Raw genomic sequence first — 20,434 nt, 5'->3', positions numbered from 1 at the left:
ATCCTCCACCCTGTTCCCTCCCCCCCTAGCCCCCCGTGCACGGGGGGTTTGGGGGGGCTGTTCCCTCTCTCAACTAGGTAATTTATTTTGTGTAACTACTTATAATTTTTGAAGAAAAATTACCTCCAGAATGAATAGTTAACGTAATAATTTTATACTCAATTAAATGGGTTTGATTCAGAGGTTTTTCGGTTCCCGAGTTCACGGGATAAGCTGGAAAACAAGCCCCACTGATACTTAAACGCAAACAATGGTTTTGAGGAATTTTAATACAAGTAGGTTGCAATTTAATTTGATAAGAATTTATATTTTCATCTTGACTAAAATCATTATTTGTGTTAAAGTTAATGGTAGTAATTCGTTGATAACCTTGACTAAAATTATAAACACTGCCATCGGGTTTAACTTCTGATAAAACCGCAGATAAATCAAACGTTGGCTGGTCTGCTGTACAATAAATTTCTACCGCTAAATCCCCGGCTAAATGTAAATCTTGACTCAAAGGTTCCGAGGTATAAGTAACAATATCACTGCGACAATCTAAGCTAGAACGGTCAAAGGAACCCGTGGGATACATGGCATGACCTCCCAGGGCGGGAACCGGACGCCAAGGGTCATGAACAAAGATATCTTCTTGAGAATTTTCAGGACAATTTAGGGTTAAAATTCCGGCATCTTCTCGTAAATTTGCTAGTCCATTTGTGGATAAATAATAAATCTGGGAAGGTGATGACGGCCATTGTTGAAATTGTCGCCATTCTTGACTTCCCATCTCAAATAAACAAACCTGATTTTGATTAAAAATTGGGTTTTCTTTTCCTTTTAAAAAAGTATCAAACCATTGAATTTGCAGGTTATCAATAAAGCTGGATGCGGTTAACCCATAATTCACAGACCCGACCTTTCTCCCCCAGGGAAGATGCGCCCAGGGGCCAACAATTAAATATTGGGGGGAGGAGCTACGCTTGACCATTTCTTGATAAAAATTAATTGTTCCTCTTAAATAGGTATCAAACCATCCCCCAATATGCAGCATCGGTAAGTCTAAATTATCTAATTTTGGCGATAGATTTTGCCAATATTCATCGGGTTGATTATGGGCTAACCATTGGTGATAAAATGAATCTGAATCATGGATTTTTAACACTTCTGGACTAGCAGGAATGGGATCAAAAAAGGGTAAATTTCGAGAGGCTTGATACAGAGAATTATAGGCGGTTTTATCCCCTTTTAATCGGGCTGTTTCGGCGGCAATTTGAATCGCCCATCCTAAGTTAGCATATAAACAAAAAGCCCCTCCTTCATAGGCCCAATCTCTATATAAATCATAACTCATCATCGCCGGACAGATAGTTTTTAATGCTTTCGGGCGCCTAGAAGCGGCATAAACTTGAGTTAATCCTTGATAGGAAAATCCATACATTCCCACCTGACCGTTACTATTAGGAAGATTTGCGACCCAATTAATAGTATCTAAACCGTCTTCTATTTCATTAGTAAAAAGTTTGAATTTACCTTCTGAGGTTCCCCGTCCTCTCACATCTTGAATTACTACAATATATCCCTGTTGAGCATACCATTTTGGATGGGCATAAACAACGGTAGATGCGATCGCTCTCCCATAGGGTTGTCGCATTAATAAAACGGGTAATTTTTCCTCTATATCGGGTCGATAAATGTCCGCATCTAGTCGAATTCCATCCTGGGTAATTAGAGAGGCTGTTTCTTGAATAATCATCTTTTTTAGTTATCTATAAATAAGATAATTGATAAAGACGCGCCATGGCACGTCTCTACATTAACTGGTTATTTTGATGTTTCTTGGACAATATCTTTCAAATCAAAAGCAGCATCACTGAGTTTTTTAATTCCGAGCTTAATTTGACCCATACCCTGACTACTATCCTGAGCATTTTTATTCAGATTATTCATCGCTACCACAACTTGTTGAATGGCTACAGCCTGTTGTTTAGAATTTAATGAAATTTGCTGAGAACTCTGAACAATATTACTCAGTTCTGAGGACATATTATTAAAAGCAGAAGCGGTTTTTTGGGCTAAATCCAAAGTATTTTCCACACTTTTAATTCCAGCTTCAGTGACGACTCCAGTTAAATTATTAGATTGTTTAATTCCCATCACTAAGTTATTAATTTGATGGGCAGATTTTTGGCTTTCATCGGCTAATTTTCTAATCTCTGAAGCCACGACCGAAAACCCTTTTCCATATTCTCCGGCTCTGACAGCTTCTACGGCGGCATTGAGGGCTAACATATTAGTTTGGTTAGCTAAATCACCCACCAATTGAGAGATATTCCCAATTTGATTAGTTTGTTCACTCAGACGTAAAATTTGTTCAGCAATTGCTTCAACTTTTTCTTTCATTTGGTTCATTTCTACCAAAGTTTGCTTAACTAATTCATTGCCATTTTCTGCTAGGTTTAAAACCTGTCTGGCTCCTACTGTTGAAGTTTCCGCCTGTTCGCTGGCTTGTTTTGCCGAAAATTCTAATTCATCCATAGTGCGGGTGGTTTCATTCACCGAACTTGCTTGACTACTGGTAATTTTTTCCTGTTGGTCAACGGCAATATTAATTTCTAAGGAAGAATTATCAATGGCGTCAATGGCTTGAGTAATTTTACGACTGACTAAGGAAGAAATTAACCAAGCAATAATAAAAGCGGTTAACGCTGAAATAATTGAACCAAAAACTAATAGGTTGATTGCATTTTGTAGCGTGTTTCTAGCTTGAATATTTTCTGTATTGAGTCTTTTTATTTCTGTGCCGTTGAACTCAGAATTAAGAGTTAAAAAATCTGAAAGCAGTTTACTACCTATACCAGCTTTAAAAAGCTCTAAAGCTTCTTTTCTCTTTCCCTGTTCTAAAAAACTAACTAACTTGTTTTGATATTGATTATAGTTTTTTGCAATTTCATTCATTTGTTCAAATCGTTTTCTTTGTTCGTCAACAGTAATCGTATTATCCACATTATTACTGGCTTCTTGGAAATTTTGCCAACTTTGTTGATATAACTCTAAAAATTGCGATTCTTCAGAAATAAGATGACCCCGACTATTGGCGACCATATTACTCCCAGACAACGCCATTGTATCCGTTTCAATAATATTTTTTTGGACGTTTTCCACCTGATTAAATGCCTCAAACACCTTATTGGCATTGCTATAAACAATATAGGTAGAAACCGCAAACATAAAAACGGGAATTGCATAACCAAAAAGCATCTGAGTTCTGAGTTTAAATTGACTCAATAAGTGCTTTTTATCTCCGAGGTTTTTGTCAAAATTATTAGCCATGTTCTTAACTCCTAATCTCTAACGTTTAAATCTTCTTCATCCATTTCTATTCCTGTACCACTGCGAATTAACTCTACAAAATTTTCAGTATTGTAGTTTAGGATTCACAAAAACAGAGGGTATTTAGGTGCTAATTAATTCTGAAGGTAAGACTTGATTGAGTTTTCCGCTTCGATATCCCTCCAGGTCTAAAGTAACATAAATAAACCCAAATTCTTGGAAGGTTTGCACTAATTTAGGCAGTTCAATAATTAATACAAAGTCTTTAATTTCTTCTGGGGATAATTCGATGCGGGCCGTATCTCCTTCTGAACGAACTCGTAGATTTTTCCAGCCTAATTTTCTTAAATATACTTCGGCTCTCCCAACCCGTTGTAATTTAGAAATTGTGATTTCTTCTCCATAGGGAAACCTGGAACTTAAACAGGGTTGGGCGGGTTTATCCCAAGCTTTTAAACCGAGATATTTAGAAATTTCTCGGACTTCAGTTTTGCTAATCCCTAATTCCGCTAAAGGTGAACGGACTCCTCGTTCTTTTGCTGCTTTAATTCCTGGGCGATAGTCGCGTAAATCATCGCTATTCACTCCATCAATAATATAGGGATAACCCCAGGTTTGAGCCAGGGGTTTTAGAGTATCATGGAGTTCACTTTTGCAAAAATAGCAACGATTAACTGGGTTTGATGTATAATTAGAATTAGCCATTTCTTGGGTTTGAATTTCTTGGTGTTGAATCCCAATTTCGGCGGCTTGAATTCGAGCATCTTCTAAGTCTTCGGGTAATAGGGAGGGAGAAACGGCAGTTACGGCTAAAGATTGATCTCCTAATACATCATAGGCAATTTTAGCGACTAGGGTACTATCTATTCCTCCAGAATAAGCGATTAATGCCCGTTCCATTTCTTGAAATAGGGCTTGGAGTTGTTGTAATTTTTCTGTGATGATCATAGTGTAGATGAAACCTATTTTTATAATTTAACTAAAATTCTCTCTGCCAAAAAATTGCAATGGACAGGGATAATATAAGAACCATATAAATGATAGCATAAATCCCATTAGTTATTAACACTGAAGATGGGGGTAAGTAACCATAAACAGCTTCATTTTTCAAATCCAATCTTGCTAAATCGGGTAAGATCATATAGGTGACTTTCATCATTTGTTCTAAGGTGGGGTTTTCGCTAATTTTTCCTAATGCGAGTAAGTCACGACTGAGACTTCCCATTGCATAAACACCTAGGGTTAATAAACTCGCGAGGAGGGAACTGGTAAATACTCCTAATAAAATACCGACCGCCGCCACTAAAGATAATTGTAGCCACATAAATATAAAAGCAATACTTAGGGAGGTGAAGGGGTAGGGAATTTTATTGAAACTGAGAATGCCAAAAAATAGCAGGGTCATCACCAAGATTAAAACTGCAATAAAAGCCGAGATACCAAAATGTTTTCCGATAATTAATTCCGCCGGACTGACGGGTTTAGAAACCAGGAGATAAACGGTTTTTTTGTCAATTTCTTTGTTAATCAGATTAGCACTCACAAAAACTGTAATCAGTAAGCCCAATAAGCTAATCATGGCGATGCCAAAATCTAGGGTTATTTTGTTTTCTAACCCGGCGGAAACTTCAGGAAGTAAACGAATAGAACCCATCAAAAACACAGCAAAAATGCCAATAATATAGAGAATGCGGTCACGAACGACTTCTAAGAAAACGTTACTGGCAATAGTAAAAATTCGGCTGAAATTCATCTTGATTTCCAGATTATTATTGTGATCAGGTTTGACATAAAATAAGCAATATCCTTATTCCTGTTTCATTCCCAGAAATAAATAGGATTGAAACTCTGGGTTGATTTTAGCAGAATCCGGCTGCAAAGTCTCTGGTGTAGGAAGAATATCTGGAACTTTTCTTACCCAATTTTCCACGCGCAAAGAAAATTCTATCCAACAGTAAATATTAATGTGAATTAGGAAAACAATAATAAACCCCATACGAACTAAAGGCGGGGGAGAATGAATTTTAAATTTATCTTTAATAAATTCCAGAATAAAGATTAAACAAGCTGCGATGATTGGCCAAGATTTTAAGGCAAAATTAGGTTGATTTATTTCTGTATTTTGATATATAATTAGACATAGTAAGAATGAAGTAATCCAAGGACTTAAAGAAATATTTCCCATTATAAATGGAGGTTCATTCGTTCGGATACTAATAGCAACAGTTAGCATTAATAAACTTAGAAATACCAAACCATTTCTAGTATCTTCATTGTTAATTACAAAAAAAGATGCCATCCAAATAGCAATACCAATCAATATAAACGTTCTCCAGTCTAAGGGATGAGAGGGTTTAATAATATTTAAAAAATTAATTAGTTTTTTCATTTTATTTTAAAATTAATAATGTAAATGCTAACCCTAAAAACAGAGAATAACTGAAAGTATGTGCTAGTAATATTACTCTAAAATCCTTATATTTTTCTGACATTTGAATCTGGTCTTCTGAATTTCCTGAAAATACTTTACTAATTTTAGTAAAGTCTGTACTTGATAAAAACCGGAGGGTTTCAAAGCCTATCCATTTAATTAATAGTAAGAAAGTAAAATTAAAAACCGTTAATAAAAAAATAACGAAGGAGGTTGTATCAAGCTGTTCTACCAATAAATAATTAATTAATTGTGTTCGAGCTTTCAATGGTAATATTGCTTCTGCATTTACAACAATCATCCATTCACAGGCACTTGCTAATAAATTGAGAGCCATGGTATATTGTACACTCAATTTTGGGGAGATATTGAAACTTTTTTTGAAAATCCAGGCTTCAATAGTAATAGACATTAAAAGCCGAATAATTCTTAATAAAATAACTCTTAATATAGTCCTGACTGGCATATATAGTAGGGAGATTAGGTAAGAGGCAAGAGACAAAAAGCAATAGGGATGAAAACCAGATTATATTTTTAAGCATACTCTGATTTTAACGGATTAGAAACCATTTGAGGATCACCAAGCCCCTAAGCTAATTTTAATCACGGGGGATTTCCCTGTTCCGTTCCCTGTGCTATCTGAATATCCATTTGAGTTTCAATTTTTTGTGCTACAATTCACCCTAAAATCAACAGTTAACTGATAACTGATATATGAATCATCCCATTCCCACAAGCCCCCAAGAAATGATGGCTCTGCGACAACAACCTGTTACTGATGATTTAGTCGTAACGGCGTTGGCAGGAGTCGTAAAAATTGCGCGTTCTCGTCAACAATCTTTAGAAGATCTTAAGGCTGAGGTTTTAGCCGATGATAGTCTACTCAATCGAGAACAGCGAGTCTGGTTAAGTGAATTAGTCACCCATGCTTGGCAATCTTTACCCTAGGAAAAAATTTAGGATTTTTAGAAAAATAGAGCATAGCAAATGATTATTACCATTGAGGATGGGAGAAAAGCAGAGTTTCTGCGGCTTCTGCATCCAAAGGTTGAGCGAATAGATAACCCTGAGCTAATTCGCAACCTAAAAACCTCAGAAGGGATAATTGTTCTGGTGTCTCAATGCCCTCAGCTACAACACTCATTCCTAAATGATGGGCGAGATTGAGAATGGCTTGAACCACTTCTAAATTTTTTCCAATCAAATCTAAGTTACTAATAAAAGAGCGGTCAATTTTAATAATATCTAAAGGAAATCGGTGTAAATAACTTAAGGAAGAATATCCCGTCCCAAAGTCATCTAAACTTAACTGAATGTTGCGCTTTTTTAGTTGTTCAAATAGCTCTGATGCTAATTCAGAATTATCCATAATGGCACTTTCTGTAATTTCTAATTTTAGATTTTTGCTATCTAATTTTAAATTCTCAAGAACTTGATCAATTTGTTCAATTAAATTGGGTTGAGAGAACTGTTTAACAGATAAATTAACACTCATCGTAACATCAAAAACTTCCCCTCGTTGGGCTGATTTTTCTTGCCATTGTTTCAGTTGACGACAGGAGTTTTCTAACACCCAAAATCCCAAGGGAACAATTAAACCGGTGGCTTCAGCAATAGGAATAAAATGATCTGGTGGAACTAAGCCCCGTTGGGGATGTCTCCAACGAACTAAGGCTTCAAAACTACTAATTATTCCCGTTGATAAACAAACAATTGGTTGATAGTAAACAATAAATTCTTGACGTTCAATCGCACGTCGGAGGTCATTTTCTAACTGTAAACGAGTTAAAGCACGGGTGTGCATCTCTCGATTGAACACCTGATAACGGGCTTTTCCTAGAGTTTTAGCCTGATACATTGCCGTATCTGCATCCCTGAGCAAATATTCTGGCTGTTCGTAATCAGAATTTCCTAAAACAATCCCAATACTGGTATTAATAAAAACTTCATGTTCATGGAGTAAAAAAGGTTTAGTTAAAGCCTGTTGAATTGTTTCCGCTAATTGGGTAGCTTCATCAACGGATTCAATCTTTTCTAACAGGACAGTGAATTCATCCCCTTCAAATCGAGCCAAGGTATAATTAGGATTAATACAATTGCTTAATCTTCTCGCCACAGCCTTTAAAAGTTGATCTCCAGCTAAATGTCCCAAAGAATCATTAACAACTTTAAAATCATCACAATCGAGAAATAATACCGCAAATTGAGAGCTAGAACAGGTGTGGGTATAAGCCAAAACTGCCATCAATTGTTCCATAAAAAACACTCGATTCGGTAAACCCGTAAGTGCGTCATGGGATGCCATGTATAATAATCGTAAATTAGCTAGTTCTAGTTCCTCAGTGCGTTCTTTAACCCGTTGTTCCAGTTCGGTATTGAATTTTTTAATTTGTAATTTTGCCTCTTGTAAATTTAATTGATTTTTGATTCTAACTAAAACTTCTCGAATTTCAAAAGGTTTAGTAATATAGTCTAAACCGCCCACTTCAAAGGCTTGAATTTTATCAAAAACTTCATTTGATGCACTTAAAAAAATTACAGGAATATCTCGGGTGCGTTCGGAAGATTTTAACTTTTTGCAAACATCATATCCACTCATTTGAGGCATCCGAATATCTAATAAAATTAAATCCGGTGGGTCAGAAATCGCCACCATAATCGCAGATGAACCATTAATAACACAGCGAACATTATACCCCTGTTCTGTTAACATCGCTGACAAAAGATATAAATTATCGGGTGTATCATCAACAATCAAAATACTGTTGAGTGAGTGATTTGGTTGAGCGTCATTCATCAGAAAAGACTATAAATACAAGAAAAGATAGGTGGTAAGTGCTGGTTGAGTTAAAGTTTAGCGCAAAATTTCTTCAATCATCTGATTAGCTTGTCTACCATAGCTCCCCCCAAATAAGTTAAAATGATTTAGGATATGATAAAGATTATAAAGTATTTTACGACGCTTATAGCCGGAATTTATAGGAAGAATTGTCTGATAAGCTTGATAAAAACGGGGAGGAAACCCGCCAAATAATTCCGTCATAGCTAAATCAACTTCTCGATCTCCAAAATAAATAGCCGGATCAAAAATTACTGGTTCTCCTGCTGAAGAAATCGCCGCATTTCCTCCCCATAAATCTCCATGAACTAAGGAAGGTTTAGAAGTATAATTAGCTAATAACTCTGGGATTTTTTTTAGTAATTTTTCTTCCTGTTCAAAATAGCCTCCTCGCCGTTTAGCCAATTGCAATTGATAGCCAATTCTATGTTCTTGCCAAAATTCAACCCAATTATTTGTCCAAGTATTAATTTGAGGTGTAGAACCAATTGTATTATTAATTTCCCAGCCAAAGTTTTCATACCCAGGATAATTTTGTTCCGGTGTCCAGCCATGGAGCAAAGCTAATTTTTGTCCCATTTCTTCCCAGGCTGAAGGGTGATTTTTTCCGTCTAAATTCAGCCATTCTAAGACTAAATAAGCGGAATCTCCCAACCCTCCCCAACAAATGACTTGAGGAACTCGAATAGTCTGGGTTTCCCAAATTTGTTGAACCCCTAAAGCCTCGGCTTCAAACATTCCCACTTGACTTATTTGATTCAGTTTAATAAAATAGTGACGAGAACCTTGGCTAATTTGATATCCTTGATTGATACATCCTCCACCGACGGCATGGCGATCGCAAATTTTAAACGGTTCTCCCGTAGCCTGTGTAATTTCTTCAGCAATTTCATCCCACATCATATCTGAGTTTTTTATTCTTCTAACTGATTATATCAAATTTTAAAAACTCAATTATAATTATTATATTTCAGCAAAAATCCCGATAAAAACGCTAAAATTAAGATATAGCAATCCTAAATAATTCAATTATGCACATTTTTGGACTGGGTAAAAAACTAAAAATGCCTTCAGCTTCCGACGCCTTACCCGGACGGAAACAAGCCATATCCGTACCCGATAAACACTATGTCAATGGTAATCCCCTGAAACCCCCCTTTCCCCCAGGATTAGAAATGGTGGTATTTGGGATGGGTTGTTTTTGGGGTGCAGAACGTCGATTTTGGCAGCAAGAAGGCGTGTTTAGCACCTCCGTGGGCTACAGTGCCGGATTTACTCCCAACCCCACCTATGAAGAAGTTTGTAGCGGGCTAACGGGACATAATGAAGTCGTGTTAGTGGTTTATGATCCAAAAGTCATCAGTTATGAACAATTGCTAAAAGTCTTTTGGGAAAGCCATAACCCGACTCAGGGAATGCGCCAGGGTAACGATGCTGGGACACAATACCGTTCAGGAATTTATGTTTATTCCGAGCAACAACGGGAATTAGCAGAAGCCTCACGGGACATCTATCAAATCGCCCTGAAAAAAGGAGGTTATGAAACCATAACCACAGAAATTCTGCCCGCACCAGAATTTTATTATGCCGAAAGTTATCATCAACAATACTTAGCCAAAAACCCCAATGGCTACTGCGGTTTAGGGGGAACAAAAATCAGTTATCAGTAATCAATTAGTTATCAGTTATCAGTTATCATCAAGATATCCAGAAATCTAAAATAAAAGTGTTGTAAGATCATGCCCACTGTCAAAATTGAAGCCCAAATATCAGCCTTAGATTTACTCCAAGCTGTTCAGCAATTAAATCAAGCTGAATTAGAGCAATTTATTGAGCAAATCCTACAAGTTAAAGCTCAAAGAATTGCTCCTAGTCTATCAATAAATGAGTCTGAATTATTGATCAAAATTAATCAAGATTTACCTCAAGAATTACGACATATATATCAAACTTTGATGGAGAAACGCAATCAAGAAATTTTAACAGAATCAGAGTATCAGCAACTTTTAGAATTAACTGAGCAAGTAGAAAAATATCAAGCTCAACGCTTAGAATATTTAACTAAATTAGCTCAAATGCGTAAACTCTCTCTCACCAATTTAATTACACAAATGGGGCTTCAACCAATTAATAATGACTGATAACAAACTCACCTCTCAACTTAAACAAGAAGTTAGACTAAGAGCAAAAAGTTGCTGTGAGTATTGCCATTCTCAAGAAAAATTTGCTACCCATAGTTTTTCTGTTGAGCATATTCAACCTTTAAGTAAAGGTGGCGACAGTAATCTTGATAATTTAGCCTTATCCTGTCAAGGATGTAACAACTATAAATACAACAAAACTGAAGGGAAAGATCCCATTACTCAATCAATGGTTTCTCTTTATCATCCTCGACAACAAAATTGGCAAGAACATTTGAGTTGGAATCAAGATTATACTCTAATTATTGGTTTAACTCCCATAGGAAGGGCTACTGTTGAAGTTTTACGCTTAAATCGAGAAGGTTTAGTTAATCTACGATGTATTCTCTATATAATGGGGGAACATCCTCCTTTATGAAAATGAATTTTTTTCAATTTAACTGATAACTGATGACTGATAACTGATAACTGATGACTGATAACTGATTACTTATTCGTTTTCCAGTCAGCGATCGCTTTCTTAGCCGCGTCATAGGCCGATGTATTTTCGGGAACTAACTTAGCCGCTTCAATAGCATTATCATATTGCTTTTTCTTCGCACGGGATTGAGCAATTTCCCAGATTTGATTTCCCCATTGATCGATTAATTTTTCCGCCTCCAAATATCCCGGCTGATCCGCCGGAATTTTTTGGACAAGACCGATGGCATCACTATAGGATGAAGCTTGACCGGGCTTAATTAAAGCCTTAGCCTGGCTCAAAATTCCTTGATTATTTTTCAGGATGCTTAACTGAGCCTCCCACTCCTCAAGTTGTTTTTGTCCCTGTTGATAAATCTCAGGATTAGCGTCAGGGAGCAACTTGAGCGCATCAACGGCTGCTGGTAAATTTTGACTCAGGGCGCGTCCTTGGGCAATCACCAAGATCGTTTTACTCCATTGTTCAATATCCCCTTGGGCTTCCTTGTACTGGGGATCGCTCGCCGGAATTTGTCGAATGATGGCGATCGCTTTACTAAAATCAGAAGCGGAAGCATCTTTTAATAGGAGTTTCGATTCATCTAACAATTGAACCGGACTTGCAGGAGTTGGAGTCGGGGGTGTACTTTCCGGTTTTGTGGTCGCGGGCAGTGGTTTGGGAGTTTTAACCACCGTTGAAGTCTCAACAGAAGACTTAGCGGTTTTTTGACCTAAAAATATTGGTTTATTGGTCAGAAACACACCCAGTAACAGTACCAGCGCCGTTGCGCCACTCCAAAGAATTAACCGTTGTAAAAATGAACTTTCTGTCATAGTGTCCTCTGTTGAACTTGCAGGCGGTTGGGAGTTCATCTGAATTACAGAAGCTGGAGAATTTGGGGGTAAATTCCCGGGTTCGACGGGTTCACCTGTCGCAGAACCCCGATCCCCATTTCCTTGATCAGAGGATAGGGATAATTTCAGTGGATCTTCCGATACAGGAGCAGTCCCATTTTTATGAGATTCTACAGTTGCCATATTTATTTCTCTAATACCATTGGAAAGATTAATAGCCACCTGACGACTTTCAGGTAAAATTACCTGCTGGAGTTTAGAGGCTGGATAAACTGCAAATACGGGGTTTTGTCGGGGTCTTAAATGTTGTTCCGTCACTTCCGGTAAACGTTTCTCCAGTCCATGAATTAATCGGTCTAAGGTTGAAAACTGTCCGGCTTTCAACCCTTCCAATAATACCGAAGTAAAGAATCCTTGGCGCAAAGCCGAAGTTTCCCGGGACAACTGTTCGGGCTGACAGGATAAAATCGTCGGAATTTTTAATTTTCGGGCGATTTCAGCCGTTTGAGTTCCCACACTTTCCCCCGCGTGTGCCCCCTGAGCGCGGTTAATATCCAGCAACACCAAAATTTTATCGGTTGCTGCGGCTTTAAAATAGTCAAATAACTTTGCAATCGGAATTCCCGTTGTTTCTAACTGAGTCGGGTTACCATCAATCGGCAATAGATAATCCCGTCCATCCTTGGCGAACCCATGACCACTAAAGAAAAACCAAAGGACATCCTCCGGGCCGAGTTGCTCTTTACAGAAAGACTCTACCCAATCTAAAACATTTTCCCGGTTGGGATAGGTGGACATCCTCGACATTTGGGGGGATTTATCGGTGATCAATAAACTCTGATCACGAGGAAACCCGGCAACATCAACCAAATATTCATAAATAGCCTCTGCATCCTTTTGGGCATAATTCAAGGGTTGCAGATATTGATATTGATTAATGCCAATGGCAATACAAATATAGCGTTTCATCCCTTATGCCCCATAAATTTCTATTTTAGTCATACTCAACTTAAAACCCCATCATACATCATTACAGCAATATCTATCGCAGTGTGCAAAGAAATTAGGACATCAACAAGATCGTTAAATTCGCTCCTGAAAAATGACTTTCCATGAAGCTACCTATTTCCCGTTATTTTGCCAAACACTGGATGGGACTCAAATTCAATTTCAGTTAATAAATTAAAGGGGACAAAATCAGAAAAAATATCGGGTTTTATTTTGGCAATATGCTGATCTAAATAACCATTCAAATCATTAGAAAGATCACTTGCTATACTATGTCTTCCTTCTTCTATACACACTCTGGTTGTCACTCCTGAACCCGCAAAAAAATCAAGCACAACTGAACTAGGGTAAGACATGGCACGGACAATTCTTCTAATTACTTCCGTTGGTTTTTGTGTCGGATGTCCTACCCTTTCCAATGAATTACCATTCAATCTTCCAATCTCCCAAACATTAGTCGGATTTTTGCCTTTCTCAACATTATCAGGATTTAGTCTTTTATCTTTTAAGTAAAGTGCTTTAGTTTCCTGATCAAAAGGTATACGCACTGCATCTAAGTCGAAAATATATTTTTTTGTCTTCGCAAACCAAGCTATTTCCTCATGACGATTCGCAAAGAATCTATGGGCGCTCATACCATTTTTATAATACCAAATAATCATATTAACTAATCGCATCTTACTCTGATGACGCATATACATCATAATTTCCAGTAAATCACCACTTCCGGCTTCACTTTGATATTGAAACCCACCAAATATAACAATATTTCCTGTCTCAGATAGGACTCTCTCGCTCTCTATCAACCAATTAGATGCCCACTTAATATAATTATCAAAATTATCCCATTCCGCGAGATTTATATTATAAGGAGGATCACAAACAATCAGTTGAACCGAGTTTGAGGGAATCTTTTTAAGAAGTTCAATACAATCAAGATTCATAACAGAATGAACGGTTTCTTGATATTCTTTAACTTCAATTTCAAGTTCAGAAGTGTGAACCCCATTACGTTTTCGCAGGGCATTCATTCCCATTAATCGTGTATTTCTGTGAGATCGGTTAGCCATGTTTTTTCTATAGATAAGACCAGTTTTAGTTAGGTTAGTGTTTACAACTTCTTTGTGTCTTTGTATCTTTGTGTTTAAAATAGATTTATCCTTGTAAAAATACCACTGATAAATGCTATATATCGCTTTTATTCAGATATTTTAGCACCATATACCTCATAAAAGTATTGATTCAATTCTTGCAAATCTTGATCATTAATAGAATTATATTTAGATAATATTACCAGCTTTTCCACTTCTTTTGATATTTTTTCTAATAACGGTTTTTGTGGTATAATCAAAGGTATTTTCTTAATATAATTCGCAGAATTATTGGTGCTTATATTGATAATTCTAATCAGATCATTACAAACTTTACTATTGAAAAAACCAAGTAAATAGTAAATTAAATCCTGGCAATCTTGGCGCGGAAATATTCCCACAATAGACTGATCAAATAATCTCCCATCAATCAATGATCCCGTAATTGAAGAAGATGATATCATTGGTACAGCTATTCCCTGACAGAAATAAAATTGAGAATTCTGAAATCTAGCTTTTTGCTTATTAGTAACTTTATAATCATGAACTGCTTTTTCTCCCCAGTCCATAAACCATTCTGATTGTTTGTAGAATCTTTGATTACCACCCTTGACAATAGGAACCCAATAACAATCATTTTTGATGCCATTCAGGGGCGGATTAATAGAAAGATTATCCCTACATATCTTATTATTCTCTACAATAGCATACTTTTTAGTCCCCCTAGTAACAGAGGGCGATCGCCTTAAATACTTACCATCATTACCCGAATAAAAACCCGTTACCACAAAACAAATATCACCTATTGTTAGATTATCGGAACTCAGAATTTGAGAAATCCAGTCTTTTGAAGACAGAAAAAAAGCCTGGGATGGATTGTTAATAAGCTGATGGTAGGAAAGTCTACAAACTTCATAATTTTTCTTGGTTTTGGTTAATAATTCTGTCAACTCTGACGGTGAATGCAGACCTTTATAAACAGGAAAATTATAGTCAATATTTGGTTTTTCCTTAACAATAGATATTATACTTAAACCCGCATAGCCAAAATTAACACCAGGGAAAAAATCAGAAGGAAAAAGCGTGATTGATTCTATTTTATAATTACTAATAATTTCTTTTCGCAAACCTTGATGATGATGGAGTGATAAATAGGTATCTGGAATAATAAAAACCAGTCGTCCGTCCTGTTTCAATAATTCCATTGTCCGAATTAAAAATAAACCGTAGGTTTCCTTAGCATATATATGGGGATATGCTTTTTTTAATTGTTTTCTTTTTTCCGGTGATTGATATGCTCCATAAGGGGGATTGGCAATCACTCTATCGAATTTTTTGTTAGTGTTTGCCAGTATAAAATCTTGATGTATAATCTCAATATTTTTTAAATCATTATATTTAATATTCAACTGATTTACAGCATCAATATTTAACTCATAGGCAGTAATTTCTGGAGTTAATTCCTGTTTTAATAACTCGTCAATAAACACACCCTCACCCGCACAAGGTTCAAGCACAGACATATTATTATCACATTCGAGAAGTCCTACCATATAGGAAGTAATATGATCACAATTCGTGTAATAGGATTGAAATTTATCTTGCTTTCTATTTGTGGGAGCTACCATGATTAAAAACTGCTATATTGATATTTTATAATAAATTCAGGACTTACGCAGGCACACTATATATAGTGTGCAGTAAGCCAGCGAACGCTGCCAATTGTTCAAGTATCTGCGCCAGCAATATAAAATTTACAGGACTTACGCAAGTACGCTATATATAGCGTGCTTGCGTAAGTCCCGTGTTACTAATGTTAATGACTTACCGACAGGAATAGTTAATATTACGGGTACAGCAACACAAAACCAAACCTTAACTGCAACCAATACCTTAGCCGATATTGATGGTTTAGGAACATTAAATTATCAATGGCAAGAGTCAGCAGATAATGGAGTTACCTGGACTGATATTAGTGGAGAAACTAATGATACTTTCACCTTATCTCAAGCACAAGTGGGGAAAAAGTGCAGGTAAAAGTTAGTTATACCGATGGACTAGGAACACAAGAAATCGTTAATAGTAGTCCAACTTCTGTTGTTACTAATGTTAATGATGCTCCTACAGGAACAGTTAATATTACAGGAACACCCGAACAAAACCAAACCTTAACTGCCACAAATACCTTATTTGGGTATAGTCTTACCTTGAGAGAATCCAACATTGCCGCTGTACTTTTAAAAAAATCTTGTTTTAAGATAAGATTTATTTGGTTTTTGTGCAACCTCTATCTACATCAATAAGCAATAACCTATGAGCGCTCCCAAAACCCTAACTGTTCCTTACTCACGACACTTTCTGGAATGGCTGCACCAACACCAAGTCAGCGTCGCCCTGACTACCTACCAAACAAACCGCCTTTGTTTGATTGGAGTCCAACCGAACGGCCAAATTTCCACCCCCGTTTGGGAATTTGAGCGACCTATGGGACTGTATACGACATCAGAACGCTTTTACCTTGCCACCCGCTATCAAATTTGGCGGTTTGAAAATATCCTCGAAAACAAGGAACTTTTACAGGATAAATATGATCGCGTCTACGTTCCTCGCGTTGCCTACACCACCGGAGATGTAGACGTACATGATCTGATAGCTGACCCCCAGGGAAATATTATTTTTGCTAACACCGAATATAGCTGTTTAGCGACGCTCCATCCTCAACACAGCTTTACTCCTGTATGGCAACCGAATTTTATCAGCAAACTCGCCCCGGAAGATCGCTGTCACCTTAACGGGTTAGCCGCCGTTAACGGTATTCCCCGCTATGTAACGGCGGTTAGTCATTCGGATGTAGCATCCGGTTGGCGACATCGACGCAGTGATGGGGGAGTGGTGATTGATATTCAAACCAACGATATCATCGCTAGGGGTTTATCCATGCCCCACTCTCCCCGATGGTATCAAGGGAAATTGTGGTTACTCAACTCAGGAACAGGAGATTTTGGATACATCGAAAACGGGGAATTTGTTGCGGTTACATTTTGTCCGGGGTATGGACGGGGGTTAGCCTTTGTCGGAGATTTTGCCGTTGTGGGTTTATCTAAACCCAGAGATTATCATTTTTCCGGTTTATTACTGGGAGAAAAACTGCAACAAAAACAAGCAGAAGCCCGTTGTGGCATCTTAATTATTGACTTAAAAACCGGAAATATTGTCGAGTGGCTAGATATGGATACCGAAGCCACAGAACTTTATGATGTCGCTATTTTTCCCCAAGTTCAATGTCCGATGGCTTTAGGGTTTAAAAGTGGAAATATTGCTAAATTAGTAACTATTGGTAGCCCCACAAAAACCCAGAAAAAAGTCATCTCTTTTAGTCTTTGGGGCCATGATCCTATCTACAATATTGGTGCGATTAAAAATGCGGAATTAGCACTTAAAATTTATCCGGGTTGGATTTGTCGGTTTTATGTGGATGAAACCGTTCCCAAAGAAACGTTAGAACATTTATCAGCTTGGAATCATGTAGAAATCATCCCGATGCAAACCCCCTCTCAAAATTGTACCGGATCATTTTGGCGGTTTCTAGCCCTAAATGATTCTGATGTGGAAATTACAATTATTCGGGATACGGACTCGCGGCTTAATCAACGGGAAAAAGCCGCCGTTGATGAATGGTTAGCCAGTCCTTTTCCGTTTCATATTATGCGAGATCATCCTTTGCATCGAAGCAAAATTATGGGAGGGATGTGGGGATTTAAAGGGAATTTAGAGATCAAAACTGCTATCAATAATTATGTTAAAACTCACGCTGAATCTTTAACGAAAGGCATTGATCAACGGTTTTTGAATGATGTCATTTATCCTTTAGCTCAATATCAAAGTTTAGTTCATGATGAATTTTCCGAAGGAAAACCCTTTCCAATTTCTCGTCAAAAGACTGAATATGTCGGGCAGATTTTTCGAGAAGATGAGACGACAATTTCCGAATTAGATGACATCCTAGAACAACACTTAAGGACGTTAGAAAACCCACGATTAAAAGCAGCAAAAGCTGAATTTGAACGAGGGCAAGATTTTAAAAAACAAGGAAAAATTCAAGAAGCGATCGCTTGCTTTCAAAATGCTATAGCAGCCGACCCAAATTATATTCCACCTCACAATAATTTAGGAACCTTACTGCAACAGCAAAATCGTTTAGCTGAAGCTATAACTTGTTATCAAAATGCTCTAAAAATTAACCCAAATTCTGCGTTAACCTTAACAAACTTGGGGTCAATCTACCTAATTGAAGGTCAATTAAATCAAGCTGAGGAGTTATTAAAACGCGCCTTGGAATTAAACCCTGAGCTTGTTCCAGCATTGTACAATTTAGGTTTGTTGTATAAACAACAAGCGAAGTTAGAAGAAGCGATTCAACTCTTTCAAACCGCAGCTAAACACCAACGAAACTACGCCGATGCCTATTTTCAACTCGGACAGATTTGGGAACTTCAAAGTCAATTTACCTTAGCGAAACTTGCCTATGAATGAGTGGAAAGCCTCAACCGTAATGCTGAATATTTATATCCCCATATCGGGTTTGTGAAAGTTAATCTCTGCGACTGGGAAAACTATGATCATTTTGTCCAAGATTTGATCAATTCCACGACCCAATATATACAGGAAGACAAGAAAGGGTTTACCTTAGCTCCCTTTCAGTTAAACGCCCTTCCAATTCCTCCCGAATTATCCTTAGCTGTTGCCCAAAAACACGCCATAGGAATTGAGAAATCAATAGCTGAGAAAAAACCGCAATTCATCTATTCCCAAAAAACCGATAAACTGCGGGTGGGTTATGTTTCCCCCGATTTCTATAGTCACGCCGTTGGTCGTTTAATTTATCAAATCTTTGAAAACCATAACCGAGAAGAGTTTGAAATCTTTGGCTACAACTTATTAAACGTCAATGATGAGATCACGGAAACCATTAGAATCGGTTGTGATGAATTTCGAGATTTTTCTCAACTGTCTCCTTTAGAAGCGGCTGAACAAATCAATCGAGATGGCATTGATATTTTAATCGATTTAGCCGGGTATACCGGTTACGGTAAACCGCAAATCTTTGCCTATCAACCGGCTCCTATTCAAGCCAGTTTTCTGGGATATCCGAACACAATGGGAGCCAATTTTATTCAATATTTACTTACCGACCAATGGATTGTTCCTCCAGAATTAGCTCAATATTATAGTGAAGAAATTCTCTATTTACCTGATCAGTTTATCGCTTCTGAAATGGAGATTTCTTCCCAACCCTTAACTCGCGCAGAATTCGGGTTGCCAGAAGATAGTTTTGTCTTCTGTTGCTTCAACCGACATTTTAAAATTACCCCCGATTTATTTGCCGTTTGGATGGGAATTTTGCAGCAAGTTGAAGGCAGTGTCTTGTGGTTATCTGAACCGACAACAGAGGAAGTTATCAATAATTTACACAAAAAAGCTGCTGCTTCTGGAGTTGCACCCGAAAGACTAATTTTTGCCCCCAAAATTCCCCACCCCGAATATCTCGCCCGCTTACAACTGGCAGATTTAGCCTTAGATACGTGGATATATAGCGGAGGTTCCACCACGGTAGCAGCGTTGTGGGCGGGTGTACCCGTACTGACAAAACCTGGTTTGACCAACGCTTCCCGCATGGGGGCGAGTATTTGTGCCAGTGGCGGACTCCCAGAAATGATTGCTCACAGTGGGGAGGAGTACCAACAAAAAGCGATTGACTGGGCCAGCCATCCCCAGGAGTTGCAACAGTTGCGTCAACGGTTAAAGGCACGAGATGCGCCGTTATTTAACGTATCAGGGTTTGTCAGCCACTTAGAATCGGCATTTCGACAAATGGGAAACCGTTAACCCCCAACCATCAGAAACATCTTGATACCCATTAGGGATAAACCGACTACCCAATTAAAGGAAATTAAGAAATTGACACTCTCAGGTCTGAAGACGCTGAGATTCTGCGGACAGAATTAGTTTAACTTAATTCTCGCTACGACTGCCAAAGATCGTCTACTGAGTTGATTGAGCATTATACCCAATCTTCCCGATACTTTTCTGAGGATATTTGCTGCACCATTCAGGTCAGCATTAACAACAAAACCATCAGATGTCCGATAAAGACCACGCTTAATTCTATTTCCAGATGCTTTCCACCCCATCGGTTTTTCACCGTATTTGGGCAGGGAGTCTCCATCTAAGAAACTAGCTTTTGAAGTATAGGCTTCTTCGGTTTCAACAAATTTAATCCCGTGCAAATCACCAA

The 20,434-nt window shown here is 37.7% G+C and carries 20 protein-coding genes; 8 read left to right on the top strand and 12 right to left on the bottom strand.

Annotation, left to right across the window (positions count from 1 at the left end; translation table 11 throughout):
• Positions 1 to 82 precede the first annotated feature (82 nt).
• The 6 genes from AC559H_RS02235 to fraC form a co-directional block, all read right to left on the bottom strand.
• Positions 83 to 1,738 (bottom strand): CocE/NonD family hydrolase, encoded by a 1,656-nt coding sequence (locus AC559H_RS02235; RefSeq protein WP_026793590.1) that lies wholly within the window; start codon positions 1,736 to 1,738, stop codon positions 83 to 85.
• Positions 1,739 to 1,806: 68 nt separating this feature from the next.
• Positions 1,807 to 3,315, bottom strand: a complete 1,509-nt coding sequence (locus AC559H_RS02230) for a methyl-accepting chemotaxis protein (RefSeq protein ID WP_051319576.1) — start codon at positions 3,313 to 3,315, stop codon at positions 1,807 to 1,809.
• A 123-nt stretch (positions 3,316 to 3,438) separates the two neighbouring features.
• The gene (larE, locus tag AC559H_RS02225) at positions 3,439 to 4,260 is read right to left on the bottom strand and encodes an ATP-dependent sacrificial sulfur transferase LarE (RefSeq protein WP_026793592.1); all 822 of its coding nucleotides are present in this window, start codon (positions 4,258 to 4,260) and stop codon (positions 3,439 to 3,441) included.
• 34 nt (positions 4,261 to 4,294) lie between these two features.
• Positions 4,295 to 5,068, bottom strand: a complete 774-nt coding sequence (locus AC559H_RS02220) for an ABC transporter permease (protein ID WP_026793593.1) — start codon at positions 5,066 to 5,068, stop codon at positions 4,295 to 4,297.
• 54 nt (positions 5,069 to 5,122) lie between these two features.
• On the bottom strand, positions 5,123 to 5,704 hold the full coding sequence (locus tag AC559H_RS02215; RefSeq protein WP_026787280.1) for a DUF5357 family protein: 582 nt from the start codon (positions 5,702 to 5,704) through the stop codon (positions 5,123 to 5,125).
• A 1-nt stretch (position 5,705) separates the two neighbouring features.
• Positions 5,706 to 6,212, bottom strand: coding sequence for a filament integrity protein FraC (fraC, locus tag AC559H_RS02210; protein ID WP_144390507.1), 507 nt, complete (start codon positions 6,210 to 6,212; stop codon positions 5,706 to 5,708).
• Positions 6,213 to 6,460: 248 nt separating this feature from the next.
• Between fraC and AC559H_RS02205 the strand changes: the two genes are divergently transcribed.
• Entirely contained in the window at positions 6,461 to 6,694 is a 234-nt protein-coding gene (locus tag AC559H_RS02205) for a hypothetical protein (RefSeq protein ID WP_026787278.1), read from the top strand.
• Between the two features lie 46 nt (positions 6,695 to 6,740).
• Here the strand turns inward: AC559H_RS02205 and AC559H_RS02200 are convergent, their stop codons facing one another.
• Positions 6,741 to 8,543, bottom strand: a complete 1,803-nt coding sequence (locus tag AC559H_RS02200; RefSeq protein ID WP_026793595.1) for a two-component system response regulator — start codon at positions 8,541 to 8,543, stop codon at positions 6,741 to 6,743.
• Positions 8,544 to 8,600: 57 nt separating this feature from the next.
• On the bottom strand, positions 8,601 to 9,485 hold the full coding sequence (locus tag AC559H_RS02195) for a fructosamine kinase family protein (RefSeq protein WP_026793596.1): 885 nt from the start codon (positions 9,483 to 9,485) through the stop codon (positions 8,601 to 8,603).
• A gap of 131 nt (positions 9,486 to 9,616) precedes the next feature.
• Here AC559H_RS02195 and msrA point away from each other — a divergent pair, with 131 nt between their 5' ends.
• The 3 genes from msrA (at position 9,617) to AC559H_RS02180 (ending at position 11,144) form a co-directional block, all read left to right on the top strand.
• Entirely contained in the window at positions 9,617 to 10,255 is a 639-nt protein-coding gene (msrA, locus tag AC559H_RS02190) for a peptide-methionine (S)-S-oxide reductase MsrA (RefSeq protein ID WP_026793597.1), read from the top strand.
• A 69-nt stretch (positions 10,256 to 10,324) separates the two neighbouring features.
• The gene (locus AC559H_RS02185) at positions 10,325 to 10,726 is read left to right on the top strand and encodes a hypothetical protein (RefSeq protein WP_026787274.1); all 402 of its coding nucleotides are present in this window, start codon (positions 10,325 to 10,327) and stop codon (positions 10,724 to 10,726) included.
• Positions 10,719 to 11,144 carry an HNH endonuclease gene (locus AC559H_RS02180; protein WP_026787273.1) on the top strand — a complete coding sequence of 142 codons (426 nt, stop codon included), beginning with the start codon at positions 10,719 to 10,721 and terminating at the stop codon, positions 11,142 to 11,144. The genes AC559H_RS02185 and AC559H_RS02180 overlap by 8 nt, the downstream gene beginning before the upstream one ends.
• 68 nt (positions 11,145 to 11,212) lie before the next feature.
• Here AC559H_RS02180 and AC559H_RS02175 read toward each other — a convergent pair whose 3' ends face one another.
• The 3 genes from AC559H_RS02175 to AC559H_RS02165 all read right to left on the bottom strand — a co-directional run bounded on the left by AC559H_RS02175 (position 11,213) and on the right by AC559H_RS02165 (position 15,767).
• Positions 11,213 to 13,009, bottom strand: coding sequence for a caspase family protein (locus tag AC559H_RS02175; RefSeq protein ID WP_026793598.1), 1,797 nt, complete (start codon positions 13,007 to 13,009; stop codon positions 11,213 to 11,215).
• 149 nt (positions 13,010 to 13,158) lie between these two features.
• Positions 13,159 to 14,118, bottom strand: coding sequence for a DNA-methyltransferase (locus tag AC559H_RS02170; RefSeq protein WP_051319575.1), 960 nt, complete (start codon positions 14,116 to 14,118; stop codon positions 13,159 to 13,161).
• 128 nt (positions 14,119 to 14,246) lie between these two features.
• Positions 14,247 to 15,767 carry an Eco57I restriction-modification methylase domain-containing protein gene (locus AC559H_RS02165; protein ID WP_051319574.1) on the bottom strand — a complete coding sequence of 507 codons (1,521 nt, stop codon included), beginning with the start codon at positions 15,765 to 15,767 and terminating at the stop codon, positions 14,247 to 14,249.
• Positions 15,768 to 15,930: 163 nt separating this feature from the next.
• On the opposite strand from AC559H_RS02165, the gene AC559H_RS02160 reads away from it, so the two are divergent.
• The 4 genes from AC559H_RS02160 to AC559H_RS02145 are packed head-to-tail and all read left to right on the top strand — an operon-like array spanning position 15,931 to position 20,025.
• A complete protein-coding gene (locus AC559H_RS02160; RefSeq protein ID WP_026793599.1) occupies positions 15,931 to 16,176 on the top strand; it encodes a DUF8696 domain-containing protein in 246 nt (81 codons plus the stop codon).
• Positions 16,167 to 16,442, top strand: a complete 276-nt coding sequence (locus tag AC559H_RS02155; protein ID WP_026793600.1) for a hypothetical protein — start codon at positions 16,167 to 16,169, stop codon at positions 16,440 to 16,442. The genes AC559H_RS02160 and AC559H_RS02155 overlap by 10 nt, the downstream gene beginning before the upstream one ends.
• A gap of 10 nt (positions 16,443 to 16,452) precedes the next feature.
• Positions 16,453 to 18,672: a TIGR03032 family protein gene (locus AC559H_RS02150; RefSeq protein WP_071782718.1), complete on the top strand. Its 2,220-nt coding sequence runs from the start codon at positions 16,453 to 16,455 to the stop codon at positions 18,670 to 18,672.
• A complete protein-coding gene (locus tag AC559H_RS02145) occupies positions 18,673 to 20,025 on the top strand; it encodes an O-linked N-acetylglucosamine transferase, SPINDLY family protein (RefSeq protein ID WP_051319573.1) in 1,353 nt (450 codons plus the stop codon).
• A gap of 116 nt (positions 20,026 to 20,141) precedes the next feature.
• On the opposite strand, the gene AC559H_RS02140 is transcribed toward AC559H_RS02145, so the two are convergent.
• Positions 20,142 to 20,434, bottom strand: a 293-nt coding sequence (locus tag AC559H_RS02140) for a zinc ribbon domain-containing protein (protein WP_036832224.1), incomplete at its 5' end; no start/stop codon positions are given.

This window comes from Planktothrix prolifica NIVA-CYA 540, from assembly GCF_963864145.1.
Taxonomy (GTDB): Bacteria; Cyanobacteriota; Cyanobacteriia; order Cyanobacteriales; family Microcoleaceae; genus Planktothrix; species Planktothrix agardhii.
This window is presented reverse-complemented; position numbering and strand designations above follow the sequence as displayed.